Here is a 13,541-nt window from a genome sequence, read left to right as displayed (position 1 = left end):
TCCGCAAGATCCGATGCAGCACCAACCGGATCACTCACCTTGTCCGAGCCGTCCTCACGCTTCATCTGGCCAGGTCAACGCCAAGATGAAATGGGCTCACCGTGAGACGGCGCTCGTGCGGATGCCCCGCGATGTCCTCGACAAAGGTGGTCGTCTCGTCGACAGGCAGCTGCTGAATACCTCCAAGGTCCAGCTGCGGAACGACCACAGAGTGGCGGTCGACGAAGTAGTCGACCATCTCGGTCTGCGACGTGCGGAGGAACGTCTCTGCCGGCCAGTCGAAGACACCCTTCTTCAACGCGGCCATCTCGTTGTGAAGCACCTGGCTCAGGTCCGCCTCGCCGAAGAGCGTGGGCTGCCAGAAGGACATGTCTCTGATCGCCATGCCGCCATTGTGATGCCCACCACTGACAGCAGGGCAGACTGCGTCTCCTCTCGCGAGGCGACTCGGCGACCCTGCCGGAGGCCAGAGGACTGAAGCTGACCAACCTCCTTCAGTCCGCACCTGGAACGGAACGGCCAAAACGACCATTGCTGAAGCGCCGTCCCGCGTGCGTCCTTCGAGAAGCATCCGGGGGAAGCTGCAGGTCAGCGTCCTAAGCGCCTGACCGCATCGCTCGGCACCAGCCATCCAAGACCTCACACGGACGTCCATCCGCTACCCTGTTCCCTGGTCGGCCGTTGGCGCGGCTCCTGTCGGGCAGCGATGCTGCTCAGCGGGATCCGTACCGCGTCTGACCAGCGGGCTTGGCTTCCTTGACGAAGATCCACTCACTGGCTTTTCTCCAAGGTTTTCTCCAAGCCCCCGCCTTCGTAGCTCAGGGGATAGAGCACCGCTCTCCTAAAGCGGGTGTCGCAGGTTCGAATCCTGCCGGGGGCACAAGGGCGAAGGGCACCCAGCAACGTTGCTTGCTGGGTGCCCTTCGCCGTCCACGCCTGACATCGGCGACAGCGGCCACAGACGACCGGGCCGCCCCTTGAGCAGCCGGCCCATGTGACCGACGGCCTCACGCCCTCCGGAGGAGGTTGCCCGGCGCCCGTGTCCGCCACCCGTACGGCACGGGTCGTTCCACGAGGCCCGTCGAACCGGCTCCCTGGTCAAGGCGGCCGTGTGAGCATGTCGGCATGACAAACGCTCTCGGGGCCCGTGGTGTGACGCTCAGGGTCTTCTTGGTCGACGGCACCCCGCAGGGCCTCCGTGTCGTGGACCGCACCCTCTGGACCGGTACGTGCCTCGCGTTCGCCCGCGCCGACTACGCGGAGGCGCGCCAAAGGAGCGAGGTCCGGCAGACGGGCGTCTACGTGCTGGTGGGGCAGGACGAGAACAGCCGGCCACGCGTCTATGTCGGGGAAGGCGACGACGTGCGCGTCCGTCTCGACAGTCATCAGCGAGAGAAGGACTTCTGGACGCACGGCTACGTTCTCACGACGAAGGACGACTCCCTCAACAAAGCTCACGTGAGGTGGCTGGAAGCCAGGCTCCTCCAGATCGCCGCGGAGGCCGGTACGGCCGACCTGGACAACGGCACCGCCCCGTCGCTGCCCTACTTGAGCGAGTCCGACCAGGCCGACATGCTGTGGTTCCTGGAGAACGCGCTGACGCTCTTGCCGCTCGTCGGTGTGACGCTGTTCGAAATCTTGAAGGACTCCCCGGGGAGCCCCTCCACCTCGGTCGCCGTGACCCCGGCGGAAGGCGTGACCTACCGTCTGCGCACTCAGCTCACGGATGCCACCGGACGCGACGACCCCCGTGGGTTCGCCGTCATGGAAGGCTCACTCGGCCGTCGTGACAAGAAGGTCATGTCGCGAGCGTACGAGGCGCTGCGCACCAGGCTCATGGACGATGGAACCCTGGTGGATCACGCGGATGACCAGATCAGGTTGACCAGGACCTACATATTCGACAGCCCGTCCAGTGCCGCCAGCGTTCTGTCCGGCGGAAGCAAGAACGGCCGGGACGAGTGGAGGGACGACAAGGGCCGCTCCCTCAAGCAGAACCAGGAACGCGCTACGCAGGGGGCGGACGAACACACGTGATCGGTCCGAGAGCTTCCTCCCGGGCGCCGGAAGGCCCGCCGGTCCTCCTCCCCCGCCACCGCCACGTGACGTCGTACGGGAGGACCCGCGGGCCCGTCGTCTCAGGCCGTCTCCGACCCCGGCCCCGTGAGCTGCTCCGCGAGCTCCCGCTCGCTCTGCTCCGGGAGGGAGGTCTTCAGCACGGTGCCGCCGAAGGGCTCCATCGCGGTGGCGAACCGGTCCTCGGTGATCTTGGAGGCCATGACGACGACCGCGGCCGAGCCGGGTTCGAGGAAGTCGCTCACCTTCTGGCGGAACCCCCGGTCGACGCCCATCTGGTTCAGCTTGCCGATGAGGCCGCCGAGGGCCGCGCCCACCACCCCGATGCCGGGGGTGAGGACGATCATGCCGAGGACCAGCCCCCAGAGCGCCCCGGCCGTGGCCGAGAGGGCGATCTCCTCGCTCTTGGCGGGGGTGTCCACATGGGTCTCGCCGTCCTCGTCGACCCGGACGACGGCGAGGCCCTTCAGCTCGACGACGTGGTCGTCGCGGAGCTTCTGGACCGTCTTGAAGGCCTTGCGGGCGACGGCGTGGTCGTCGTAGCCGATGACGATGAGCTCGGACATGCGGTTCTCCTCCGTACGGGGGCGGGGCGGCGCGTCAGTACCGCTGCGCCTTGGTGAGCCTCGGCGTCAGCACCGGTTCGGCCGGCTGCCGGCTGATGACCAGGGGCTGCTTCCGCCCGCCCGGCGCGAGGTCCTCGGCGCCGGTGAACTGCGTCTCGACCACCTTCCCCGACGGGTCGAGGAAGTCGACCTGGACCGCGTAGGAAGCCTTCTCGTCCGTCTTGTTGGTGATGGTGACGACCACGGCGAGCCGGCCGTCCGTCCCGGCCCTCGGCTTGCCCGTCATCGCGACCTCGCCCAGCGCGTTCCCCCGGCCCTCCACGCCCTTCAGCGCGGCCTCGGCCTGCTTGCGGGAGCGTTCCGCCTCGGCGCCGATCGACGCCGCGCGTTCGGACTCCCGCGCGGAGGCCGAGGCCGCCGCGGACGACGCCGACTCGCGCGCGGCGGAGGCCGCCGACTCCGCCGCCGAGGCGAGGGCGGAGGGGGCGGTGCCGGAGAACGAGGCCGTGTCGGGCGGCGTGGGGCCGTCGCTGAACGTCGGGGCGCGGCCCTCGTCGCCCCCCGAGTCGCAGGAGACCAGGCCGGCCGCGCCGAGCGCGGTGACGACGACGGCGACGGCGGCGCCCGCCGCCCGGGTGCGGACGGTTCGTCCCCCGCGGGACGGTGAGCTGTTCACGGAGACCTCCGGTGGTGCGGCGTGCGGTCGGGTCAGTAGCGCAGTACGGCGGCGATGCGGGCGACGTCGGCCAGGGAGTCGTCCCGGACGAACCGCACCTCGGCCCCGGTCTCCAGGGCCTGTTCGACGATCTCGTCCACGATGTCGTCGCGGGCGTCGAGGTCGGAGGCCTCCGCCGGTTCGAGGTGGTCGCCGTAGTCGCGCACGACCGTGCGGTAGTGCTCCTCGACGGCGAGCAGGTGGACCCGGCCCTCCCGCGCGGCCTGCCACACCTCGTCGAGGCCGCCGGCGTACTCCCGCCGGCCCCGGGCCGCGTCCAGCTCGGCCAGGACGGTGGTCGTCAGGGCCGCCTCGTGGGCGGCGATCAGGGGCTCCACCGCCTTGCGCACGGCCTCCGCGGGCCCGTGCCCCAGGCCGCCCTGCTGGACCGGGGTGGTCCCCTGCGGCAGGGACCCGGTCTCCTCCAGGAGGGCGACGGCGGGCGCCTCGCCGAGCACGTACAGCGGGCGGGACTCGGAGGCGAGGACGGTCCGCAGCGCCTGGTGCGCGTCCCGGAAGAAGGCGCGGGTGTCCTCGTCCCGGAAGGTGCTCGGCACGTCCCCGACGCGTTCCTCGCGCTCCACGTCCTGGGGCTCCAGGCTCCGCGCGAACGGGAAGCCGTCCCCGGTGTGCTCGACGGTCCGCTCCGGCCCGCCGCTCCACAGCGAGACCCGGTCGGCGGCCACGGTCAGCGCCCAGTACGGGCGTTCGGCGGCCTGCGCGGCGACGAGGTTGCGGGTGAGGAAGGTGTCCGCGAGGACCACCCGCTCCGGCACCTCCCGGGCCACCGTCCACACCTGGTGCTCGCCGGGCGCCACGAAGATCACCAGGCCGTCCTCCGCGTGCACGAGGTCGATCTCGGCGGCGGCCCGCTCCAGCTGGTCCCGCACGTCCGCGCGCCGCTCCCGCGTCACGCCCGGGTCCTCCTCCAGGGCCTTCTCCGCCCGCGCGAGGAGGTTGCGCAGCCGTACGGGGTCCTGGGCGCTGTCGGGCTCACGGCGGTGTGTCGGCATCACGAGCGACACGGCGGGGTACGGGCGGGGCCGGCGCAGCTTGGCGAGCGCGTCGGCGCTGAGCGCGGGGTGCATGGGAGGCCTTTCGGGTGGGGGGAGGAGGCGGGGCCCGTCGCGGGGCGGACCCCTCGTGGGACGGGGCCCGTCGCGGGGCGGACCCCTCGTGGGACGGGGCCCGTCGCGCGTACGGGGCGGGGCCCGGTCTACGGGATCGCGACGGGTCCGGGGCCGGGGCGATGACCGTGGCCGTGACCGGGACCGGGACCGGGACCGGGACCGGGACCGGAGTCCTGGCCGGAGGTGTGCCCGGAGGTGTGCCCGGAGTCCTGGCCGTCCGGGCCCGTCAGCTGTTCGGACAGGTCCCGCTCGTCCTCGTCGCTGAGCGAGGTCTTCAGGACCGTGCCGCCGTGCGGCCGCATCGCCGCCGTGAACTTGTCGTCCGTGATCTTCGACGCCATGATCACGACCGCCGCCGAGCCCGGCTTCAGCAGATCGCCCACCTGCTCGCGGAAGCGGTCGTCGACGCCCGACCTGGCGAGCCTGCCGACCAGGCCGCCCAGGGCCGCGCCGGTCACGAGGCCGACGCCGGGCAGCAGGAACAGGATCCCGAAGATCGCTCCCCACAGGGCGCCGGTGGCGGCGGTGGAGGCCACGACGCGGCTGGAGGTGTCGACGTGGGTGCGCCCGTCGGCGTCGACCGAGACCGTCGCGAGCCCGTTCAGGCGCACGACGTGGTCCCGTTGCAGGTCCTGCACCGTGCCGAGGGCCCGCTCGGCCTCGGCGGGGTCGTCGTAGCCGATGACGATGAGCTCGGACATCCCTGTCCACCTCCAGAAGGCGCCGTGCGGGGCGCCACGGCCCACGCACCGACATCCTTGTCCGGGATGTCCGTTTCCGCGACTCGGTGGGGGCGTCCGGGGGCGTCCGGGGAGGCCTTACGGAGCGGCCGGCGGAGGGCTCAGCGCAGTTCCTCCGGGCAGGCCGTGCCCCGGGAGAGCTTGTACGGGGAGCCCAGGCGGTAGACGCCCGCCTTCGGCGCGACGAGCTCCGTCCACTCGTCGCCCTCCGCGTCCGCCTCCGTCTTGAAGAGGCAGCCCTCCACGTTGGCGAAGACCTTGGGCGGCTCGGTCTCCGCCTCCTCGCGGGCCAGCTTCGACTCCTCGGTCTCCTGGGGCGGTTCGATCTTGCCGCCGTCCGCGTCCATGAGGGCGAGCCACGGCGAGTACGGCACGCGGATGAGGACCCGGCCGGGGCTGTCGACCCGGATCACGACCTCGTTCGCCGCCACGCTCTCGACCCGGGCGGGCGGCTCCGCGAGCGGCGTCGGATCCGCGACCTCGTACAGGCGCCAGTTCGCGTCCGACCAGACCTGCTTCAGGTACGGCAGGCCCTCGTCGACCAGCTCCGCCTCCCGCTCGGCGCCGGAGTCGGGGGCGCCGGTCGGCAGGACCACGAAGTGGACGGCCCAGCGGTCGAGCCAGTCCTGGTAGTTCACGGCGTTGAGGGTGTCGTCGTAGAAGAGCGGGTTGCGCTCCATGTCCGCCTGCCGGTTCCAGCCCCGCGCCAGGTTGATGTACGGGCTGAGCGCGGAGGACTCGCGGTGGCTGGAGGCCGGCACGACCTCGACCCGCGCCTTGCCCGCGCCCCGCACCTGGAGCTGGTTGACCAGCGGCGCCAGCTCGCGCGCCCAGGAGGCGTCCGGGGCGGTGCGGATGACGTCGTCGACGCCCTTGAAGCCGATCCAGAGGTTCAGGCCCGCGAAGGCGAGCAGCAGCGCGTACCAGCGGCGCGAGCGCGGCGCGGTGTACGGCAGGGCGGCGAGCAGCACGACCCCGGCGAAGAGCATCGGGAGCCGCGAGATGTTCGAGCCGATCTGCGAGTCGATCGCCCAGGTGAGGAAGGTGCCGACCGCGTACACGGCGGCGGCGGTGCGGACCGTCCGCCAGTCCTTCGGCACGAGGACGAGGATCAGGACCCCGAAGATCATCGGCAGCGCGGCCGAGCCGAAGGCCATCGGCTGGGTGCCCGAGAAGGGGAAGAGCCAGGAGGAGAGGGCGACCACGACCACCGGCGCGAGCCCGAGGGCGTACGCGCCGGGGCGCCGCTTGTTGAGGAAGAGCGCCGCGGCCGCCACTCCGAGGAAGAGCCCGGCGACCGGACTGCACGCGGTCGCGAGCCCGGCGAGCGGGGCGGCGACCGCGGCCTTGGCCCAGCGCCTGCGGCGCCAGCGGTGCGGCCAGCAGAAGACCGCGGCCACCGCGCCGACCGCGAACAGCATGCCGAGGCCGAAGGTCACCCGGCCCGACAGGGCGTTGCAGAGGAAGGCGAAGACGCCCGCGACCGCGCAGGCCATCGGATTGCGGACCGTCCGCACCCGCACCAGGATCAGCGCGGTCAGCGCGGCCGACAGCGTGCCGGTGATCATCATCGTGGTGCGGACGCCGAGCACCGACATCAGGTACGGCGAGACGACGCTGTACGAGACCGGGTGCATCCCGCCGTACCAGGCGAGGTTGTACGCGGAGTCCGGGTGCCGTCCGACGAACTCGGCCCACGCGTCCTGGGCGGCCAGGTCCCCGCCGCTGTTCGCGACGAGGAAGAACCAGAGGACGTGGGTGAGGGCGGCGAGCCCCGTGGCCACCATGACGGTGTGACGGCGCTTGCGCCGCCGCACCGGAGCGGCCGGCTCCGGTGCGGGTCGCTCCGAGGCGGGCCGCTGCGCCGGAAGCGGTATTCGCGAGAGCGAAGGAACCGCTGGCGCGGCGGCGGTCCCGGGGACGGCGAGGGGCCCGGACGCGGCGGCTCCGGGGGAGGCGTCGTCGGGCGCGGGGAGGACTCCGGCTCCGGGCCCGGTGAGGGGGTCGGCGCCGGCCCCCGTACCGCCCGCCGAGGGGGCGGCGGAGCCCGGGAGGGGATCGGAGGGCGAGTCCGCGCGGTCGGCGCGTGTCGGCTCGGCGGTGGTCACTGCGGCCCTCTCCCCTACGTCCCGTCTCGCTCCGCGCGGAGGTCCACGCGCTTCTCGTCGCCCGGAAACGCTAACAGCAGGACGCCCCGGAGAACCGGGGCGTCCGGCCGGGCGGGTGGCTTCCCGGCCACCCGCCGTCGCGGGCGGTCAGCCCACCCGGGTCAGCTTCTTGTCGAAGCCCGGCTCCACCAGGTCGGCCTGGAGCGCCACCGGGGAGCTGACCCGGCCCGCGCCCGTGCCGATCGACACCTGGCCGACGACGTCGCCCGCCCTACCGCTGTGCGGGACGGCCTTGCCATCGTCGGTGAGCTCCAGCTCCACCTTCAGGCCGGGCCAGCCGACCGCCTTGAGCTCCTTGGTGGCGACGACCGGGGTCTTCCCGCCGAGGCCGTCGTCGACGTAGCCGAGGACCTGGCCCTTGCGGACCACGGCGGCCGAGGTGACGTCCTTCTGCGCCCGCTTGATCAGCTCGTAGCTGTAGTCGATGGAGAGCTGGAGCTTGTCGTTCAGGTACGGGGCGTTCTTGGCGCCCATCACGACGCCGAGGATCCGGCGGTTCTGGCCGTCGACGACGGTGTTCGCCGACCAGAGCAGGTTGCCGCCGGCCGGGGTGGAGGAGCCGGTCTTGATGCCGCCCACACCCGGCTTCAGCAGGATGTTGTTGTTGTTCTCGATCCGGCCGGGGATGCCGTCGATGGTCACGTTCGGCATGTTCACGATCTCGCGGAACACGTCGTACTGCATGACCGCCTTCGCCAGCTTCAGCTGGTCCTGCGGGGTCGAGACCGTGCTGTCGAGCAGGCCGGACGGGTCCGTGTACGTCGACCGGGTCATGCCGAGCTCCTTGGCGGCGGCGTTCATCTTCTCGACGAACGCGGCCTCGGAACCGGCGTCCCAGCGGGCGAGCAGCCGGGCCACGTTGTTCGCGGAGGGGATCATCAGGAGCTGGAGCAGCTCCTTCTGCGAGTAGGTCTGGCCCTCCTGGACCGCCGCGGTCGACTCGTGCTCCGCCTTGCCCTGGTCGGCCGCCTTCTTGTCGATCTCGATCTCGGGACCGGTCTGCTTCCCCTTGAGGGGGTGGTCGCGGAGGATCACGTACGCCGTCATCGTCTTGGTGACGGACGCGATCGGGGCCGGCCGCTGGGGTCCGTACGCGCCCATGGAGCCGACGCCCTCGACCTCGACGGCACCCTGCCCCTCGCCGGGCCACGGCATCTTCAGCTCGCCGCCCTCGAAGGTGAAGGCCGGCGCGGCGGAGAGCGTCAGGGCGGGCGCGGGCAGCGGGCGGACCATCTGCGCGATCGCGAAGACGATCAGGAGGAGCAGGACCAGCGGGGTCCAGATCCGGACCCGGCGCACGGTCGTCCGCAGCGGGCTCGGCGGCGGGGGCGGGGTGTTCGTCAGCTCCGCGAGCAGGTCGAGCGGGGGGAGCGGCGGCAGCGGCTGCTGCCGGGTCCGCTCCGGCTCGGCGAGCGACGGCGCCGCGGGGGCGGGCGCGGGGGCCTCGGCGGCCTTGGGGGCCTTGGGGGCCTCCGTGGCGGCCTTGGCCGCGGGGACGTCCTCCGGGGCCTTCCGCTCGGCCGGGATGTCGGGCCGCAGCGGCAGGAAGGTGCTGGTGCGCTCGCTGTCGGGGTCCGTGGCCGTGGCCGCGTCCGCGTCCGCCAGACCGGCCGGAAGCTTCAGGGCGGTCGTCGGCTGGTCCACGGGCGGGCGGATCATCTTGAACATGGCCGTCGGCTGGTCGACGGGCTTCTCGTCGTCGGCGGAGTCTTCGGCGTCGGCGGAGTCTTCGGCGGGCGCCGGGGTCCTCTCGGACTCGGACTCAGCCTTGGACTCGGCCTCAGTCTTGGGCTCGGACTCGGCCTCAGCCTCGGACTCGGGCTCGGGCTTGGCGTCGGCGGACGGCTTCCGGGCGGCGAACCAGGAGTCGACGGGCGCCTTTTCCTCGACGGCGTCGACGCCGTCGGCGTCCTCGACGTCCTCGGTCTCCTCGGCGTCCTCGGTCTCCCCGACGGACGCGGCGGCCCCGACGGCCCCGGCGGCCCCGGCGGGCTCGGCGGTCTCCTCGACCGGCTCGTCCTCGTCCTCGTCCGTGACGTCGCCCTCGGGCTCGGCGTCGGGCTCGCCCTCCGGCTCGTCGTCCGCCCGGGCCCCGTCCGCGACCGCGGCGGCCCCAGCGGGCTCCGAGGCCGTCCCGGGCTCCCCGGTGGCCTCCCCGGCGCCCTTGCCGGGCTCCTCCGCCGCCGTGGCGACCCACGCCGCCACGGCCGCCTTGAGCCGCTCGCCCTCCGGCTCCTGCCGGGCCTTCGTCTCCGGCTCGGCCTCCGGCTCGACGGTCCCCCCGGGCGCGTCGTCCTCGGACGTGCGCGGCGTCAGCGTCTTGAACACGGCGGTCGGCCGGTCGACCCGTACCGGGGAGTCCGAGGTCTCCTCGGAGGGCGACGCGGTCGACGCGGTCGACGCGGGCTCTGACTCCCGGAGCGCGGAGAGCCGGGGATCCCGGCCGCCGCCGCCCGAAGCCGCCGCCGTCTCCTGCGACGACCCCTGCTGCTCCGCCCTGTCGGGGGAATCGCCCGCCACCGTGCCTCCTCCATGCGTCATGCGTACGTCCGAACCGTCTACCAGTGTCCTGTGTGAACCCCTTGGCCCCCGTGCTAGACGAGAACGACATACCTGCCGGTTCCCGGATGAACCACCCGGGCGCTCTCGACAGATGAATGTGAGAGGGGTCACCCTGTCATTCATCCACGCGGGGAGGCATGGATGGGCAGGAGCCGCAGAACCATTCCGGAGGAGCTTCTGCTGCTCGCTCTGGACCCGACCACGGGTACCACAGCGCAGCCGCAGTCGCTCGACCTCGGCCTGGCCGGAGCACAGCTAGTGGAGCTGGCGCTGGCAGGCCGGATAGCCCCTGACGGGGATCGTATCGCCGTGGTGATGCCACGGCCGACCGGAGATCCGACACTGGACTCCGCACTGGAACTGCTGCGCAGGCGCGGCAGCCCGGTTCGGGCCGTCCACTGGATAGGCGGACCCCGACTGGGGCTCCGTCAGACGTATCTCTCGCATCTGGAGCGATGCGGCATGGTGCATGCCGTGGAGGGCCAGATGTGCGGGGTGTTGCCGACGACTCGCTACCAGGCGACGGACACGGCGATCAGTCGGGAGATCCGTTCCCGGCTGGACAGTGCGATCCGCACCGGCGTACCGCCGGACCCGCGGACCGCGGCGCTCGCCGCGCTGGCCCACGCGGTCGGTCTCGGCAAGCACCTCTACCCCGGCAACGAAGGACGGTCGTCGCGGTCCCGGCTGCGCGACCTGATCCGGCACGACCCGATGGGCGGACTCGTGGCGCACGCCGTGATGGACGTCCAGAACGGCGCGGGGGCGCAACCGCGCCGAAGCGCCCAGGGCGTTCCGGCGCAGCCGCACGGCGGCATGGCCCGCGCGGCGGCGCACTGAGCGCACCCGCCGGGCGAACGAACCATCCCGGGAGCCGCACAGCAGTGCGGGGCGGTCTCGACGACCGCCCCGCACATGTGCGTTGTCACCGTTTCCCAGCGCACGCACGGCCTTTGGTGGCAGTCTGCCAAGCGTCAGACACGCACAGCTACGCAGCAGACAGCCGGAGGTGCAGTTTCCGTGGCGTCCAACGTCAACCCCACCGTCAGGCGACGCCGATTGGGCCAGGAGCTGCGCAAGCTCCGGGAGGCGAAGAACATGACGGCCGAGCAGGTCGCCGAGCGCCTCCTCGTCTCCCAGTCCAAGATCAGCCGGCTGGAGAACGGCCGCCGCTCGATCAGCCAGCGTGACGTCCGCGACCTGTGCGGCGTGTACGAGGTCGAGGACGAGCGCATGGTCGACTCCCTCATGCAGATGGCCAAGGACTCGCGCCAGCAGGGCTGGTGGCACGCCTTCGGCGACATCCCGTACAGCGTCTACATCGGCCTGGAGACGGACGCGGAGAGCCTGCGGATGTACGAGCCGCAGATCATCCCCGGACTGCTCCAGACCCACGAGTACGCCGAGGCCGTGATCGCCGGCGCGCTGCCGGAGTCGACGCCCGCGGACATCGAGAAGCGGGTCCAGGTCCGCACCCGCCGCCAGGAGCGGATCCGGGACGAGGAGCGTCCGCTGCGCCTGTGGGCCGTCATCGACGAGGGCGCGCTGCACCGGATCGTGGGCAGCAGGCAGTTGATGGTGCAGCAGCTGGAGCACCTGCTCGAACAGTCGCAGCTGCCGCACGTCACCGTGCAGGTGATGCCGTTCGACATGGGCGCGCACCCGGGGATCAGCGGGCAGTACTCGATCCTGGAGTTCCCGGACGCCTCGGACTCCAGCGTCGTCTACATCGAGGGCGTCACGAGCGACCTGTACCTGGAGAAGGCCCAGGACGTCGGCAAGTACAGCGTCATGTACGAGCACCTCAGGGCGCAGGCGCTGAACGTCGACCAGACCAGGGAGTTCATCTCGAAGATGGCCAAGAAGCACGCCCAGGGGTGAGGCCCGGACCGCGGGGCAGGCACCGTACACCCCGTGATCGCTCCCACGGAAGCCCAGTTGGAATATGCCACTCGGACGTGTGAACGCCGGTCCCGTCGCCCGGGACCGGCGAGTAGCGTCGATCACGTCGTCAAGAACGTTGGCGCGACAACCACTGGCAGAAACTGGCAGAACCGGAGCTGAGCAGCATGGCGATTATTCAGGGTGGTACGGACACCTGGACGAAGTCCTCCTACTCGGGTGGTAACGGGGCCTGCGTCGAAGTGAAGTCCCCCGTCGTGGCCGCGATCGCGGTGCGGGACTCGAAGGCCCCCGAGGGCCCGTCCCTCTCGTTCGGACCGGGTTCCTGGAGCGCCTTCGTCGGCGAGGTGAGCACCGGGGCCCTCTAGTCCCGGTGCCCGCACGCGGTCACCAGCAGCACGAAAGAGCCCTCTCGTCCGGTCCGCCGTCCTGGCCGAGGGGGCTCGGTCCTTTTCCGGCGCGATCCGCTCGCGCCCCTCAGCCCCTCGGGTAGCGCGCCAGCCAGCCCGGCGCGGACTCCTCGGGGGTGTGCAGGGCGGCGCCCTGGGTCATCTCCATCGAGAAGTCGTCCGCCAGCTCCAGGACCGTCCCGCGGCCCTCCAGATCGGCCAGCCAGGCCGGCGGGAGGGCCGTGTCGCCGTGCAGGGCGCCGAGCAGGGCCCCGGTGAGGGCGCCGGTCACCGGCGAGGGCCCGTCGTGGTTCACGGCGAGCCGCAGCCCGTGCCGCACGTCCTCGCCGACCAGGGCGCAGTAGACGGCCGCCGCCAGCTGCCCCTCGGCCCGGTCCTCGGCCGCCCCGAGGGCGGCCACCCGCCCCGCGTCCGGCACCCCTTCCCGTACGGCTCCGAGGGCGCGGCCGAGGGCTTCGGTGACCGGCTCGTGGCCGGGGCTCTCCGCGAGCTGCTCCAGGGCCGCGGCCACCGCGGCCTCCGCCGGGCCGCCGCGGGCCAGGCCGTGGACGACGAGGGCGAAGGCGCCCGCCGCGAGGAGGGCGGCCGGGGCGCCGTGCGTCTGGGCGGCGCACTCCACGGCAAGCCGGCGGACGAGCTGCGGCTCCCAGCCGACGAGCAGTCCGAAGGGGGCCGAGCGGACGAGGGCGCCGGAGTCGCCGGCCTCCGGGTTCTTCGGTTTGCCGGGGGTGCCGAGGTGCTCGTCGCCGAAGCCGGTGAGGCAGGCGCGGGGCGGGTTGCGGCGGGCGTAGAGCCACTCCTCCCGGGCCAGCCAGCCGTTGTCCTTGCGGCGCTCGTCCGGCCCCCAGTCGCGCTGGGTGGCGGCCCAGCGCAGATGGGCCCGGTGGACGTCGGTGGGCGGGTGCCAGGCGCCGGTGTCGCGGCGGACCTGGGCGCGGATCAGGCCGTCGACGGTGAAGAGGGTCATCTGGGTCGCGGCGGTGACGGCGCCCCGGCGGCCGAAGGCGGGGACGGGGTCGGTGAGTCCGTCAGGTCCGTGGGCCTCGCGCAGCTCCGCGAGGGAGGATCCGGCGGCGCCCGCCCCCAGCGCGTCGCCGAGCGCCCCGCCGAGCAGACAGCCCCGCACCCGGGCCCGGAAGTCCTGCTGCTCGGCACGGCCCCACACGGCTGCGGCTGTCGTGGCCACGACGTGCCCTCCCCCGGTCGGCGGTTCGCTGTCGGTTCCCTCGCCGCACTGTAATGGACCGGGTGTGCCCGTCCGGGGGACGGAAC

At 72.4% G+C, this 13,541-nt stretch carries 12 protein-coding genes and 1 tRNA gene; 5 read left to right on the top strand and 8 right to left on the bottom strand.

Annotated elements, in window-relative coordinates; genetic code table 11:
* Positions 1-61 precede the first annotated feature (61 nt).
* Positions 62-385 (bottom strand): hypothetical protein, encoded by a 324-nt coding sequence (locus ADL08_RS04730; protein ID WP_053640756.1) that lies wholly within the window; start codon positions 383-385, stop codon positions 62-64.
* Positions 386-807: 422 nt separating this feature from the next.
* Here ADL08_RS04730 and ADL08_RS04725 point away from each other — a divergent pair.
* Both ADL08_RS04725 and ADL08_RS04720 read left to right on the top strand, forming a co-directional pair.
* Positions 808-880 (top strand) — tRNA-Arg (locus tag ADL08_RS04725).
* A gap of 245 nt (positions 881-1,125) precedes the next feature.
* On the top strand, positions 1,126-2,037 hold the full coding sequence (locus ADL08_RS04720; protein ID WP_063885234.1) for a GIY-YIG nuclease family protein: 912 nt from the start codon (positions 1,126-1,128) through the stop codon (positions 2,035-2,037).
* A 101-nt stretch (positions 2,038-2,138) separates the two neighbouring features.
* Here the strand turns inward: ADL08_RS04720 and ADL08_RS04715 are convergent, their stop codons facing one another.
* The 6 genes from ADL08_RS04715 to ADL08_RS04690 form a co-directional block, all read right to left on the bottom strand.
* Positions 2,139-2,642, bottom strand: a complete 504-nt coding sequence (locus tag ADL08_RS04715; protein WP_053640754.1) for a DUF1269 domain-containing protein — start codon at positions 2,640-2,642, stop codon at positions 2,139-2,141.
* Between the two features lie 34 nt (positions 2,643-2,676).
* Positions 2,677-3,318, bottom strand: a complete 642-nt coding sequence (locus tag ADL08_RS04710; RefSeq protein WP_053640753.1) for an FxLYD domain-containing protein — start codon at positions 3,316-3,318, stop codon at positions 2,677-2,679.
* 32 nt (positions 3,319-3,350) lie between these two features.
* Complete coding sequence (locus tag ADL08_RS04705) at positions 3,351-4,445, bottom strand: chemotaxis protein (protein WP_053640752.1); 1,095 nt, start codon at positions 4,443-4,445, stop codon at positions 3,351-3,353.
* A 128-nt stretch (positions 4,446-4,573) separates the two neighbouring features.
* Positions 4,574-5,188 carry a DUF1269 domain-containing protein gene (locus ADL08_RS04700; RefSeq protein WP_078967975.1) on the bottom strand — a complete coding sequence of 205 codons (615 nt, stop codon included), beginning with the start codon at positions 5,186-5,188 and terminating at the stop codon, positions 4,574-4,576.
* A 140-nt stretch (positions 5,189-5,328) separates the two neighbouring features.
* On the bottom strand, positions 5,329-7,335 hold the full coding sequence (locus ADL08_RS04695; RefSeq protein WP_199836948.1) for an MFS transporter: 2,007 nt from the start codon (positions 7,333-7,335) through the stop codon (positions 5,329-5,331).
* 147 nt (positions 7,336-7,482) lie between these two features.
* Positions 7,483-9,915: a D-alanyl-D-alanine carboxypeptidase family protein gene (locus tag ADL08_RS04690; RefSeq protein WP_053640751.1), complete on the bottom strand. Its 2,433-nt coding sequence runs from the start codon at positions 9,913-9,915 to the stop codon at positions 7,483-7,485.
* Between the two features lie 183 nt (positions 9,916-10,098).
* Between ADL08_RS04690 and ADL08_RS04685 the strand changes: the two genes are divergently transcribed.
* From ADL08_RS04685 to ADL08_RS04675, 3 genes are all read left to right on the top strand, one after another.
* Positions 10,099-10,797: a GOLPH3/VPS74 family protein gene (locus ADL08_RS04685; RefSeq protein ID WP_053640750.1), complete on the top strand. Its 699-nt coding sequence runs from the start codon at positions 10,099-10,101 to the stop codon at positions 10,795-10,797.
* 180 nt (positions 10,798-10,977) lie between these two features.
* Positions 10,978-11,838, top strand: coding sequence for a helix-turn-helix domain-containing protein (locus ADL08_RS04680; RefSeq protein WP_053640749.1), 861 nt, complete (start codon positions 10,978-10,980; stop codon positions 11,836-11,838).
* Between the two features lie 188 nt (positions 11,839-12,026).
* A complete protein-coding gene (locus ADL08_RS04675; RefSeq protein ID WP_053640748.1) occupies positions 12,027-12,227 on the top strand; it encodes a DUF397 domain-containing protein in 201 nt (66 codons plus the stop codon).
* Between the two features lie 109 nt (positions 12,228-12,336).
* Here the strand turns inward: ADL08_RS04675 and ADL08_RS04670 are convergent, their stop codons facing one another.
* Positions 12,337-13,455 carry an ADP-ribosylglycohydrolase family protein gene (locus ADL08_RS04670; protein WP_053640747.1) on the bottom strand — a complete coding sequence of 373 codons (1,119 nt, stop codon included), beginning with the start codon at positions 13,453-13,455 and terminating at the stop codon, positions 12,337-12,339.
* Between the last annotated feature and the right edge of the window lie 86 nt (positions 13,456-13,541).

This window comes from Streptomyces sp. NRRL F-6492 (assembly GCF_001280125.1).
Classification (GTDB): domain Bacteria; phylum Actinomycetota; class Actinomycetes; order Streptomycetales; family Streptomycetaceae; genus Streptomyces.
Note: the sequence above shows the minus strand (reverse complement) of the source record. Positions and strands in the feature narration are given on the sequence as shown.

Coding starts and splice junctions, on each gene's coding strand:
- ADL08_RS04730 (WP_053640756.1), bottom strand. CDS start 385: ATGGCGATCAGAGACATGTCCTTCTGGCAGCCCACGCTCTTCGGCGAG.
- ADL08_RS04720 (WP_063885234.1), top strand. CDS start 1,126: ATGACAAACGCTCTCGGGGCCCGTGGTGTGACGCTCAGGGTCTTCTTG.
- ADL08_RS04715 (WP_053640754.1), bottom strand. CDS start 2,642: ATGTCCGAGCTCATCGTCATCGGCTACGACGACCACGCCGTCGCCCGC.
- ADL08_RS04705 (WP_053640752.1), bottom strand. CDS start 4,445: ATGCACCCCGCGCTCAGCGCCGACGCGCTCGCCAAGCTGCGCCGGCCC.
- ADL08_RS04700 (WP_078967975.1), bottom strand. CDS start 5,188: ATGTCCGAGCTCATCGTCATCGGCTACGACGACCCCGCCGAGGCCGAG.
- ADL08_RS04685 (WP_053640750.1), top strand. CDS start 10,099: ATGGGCAGGAGCCGCAGAACCATTCCGGAGGAGCTTCTGCTGCTCGCT.
- ADL08_RS04675 (WP_053640748.1), top strand. CDS start 12,027: ATGGCGATTATTCAGGGTGGTACGGACACCTGGACGAAGTCCTCCTAC.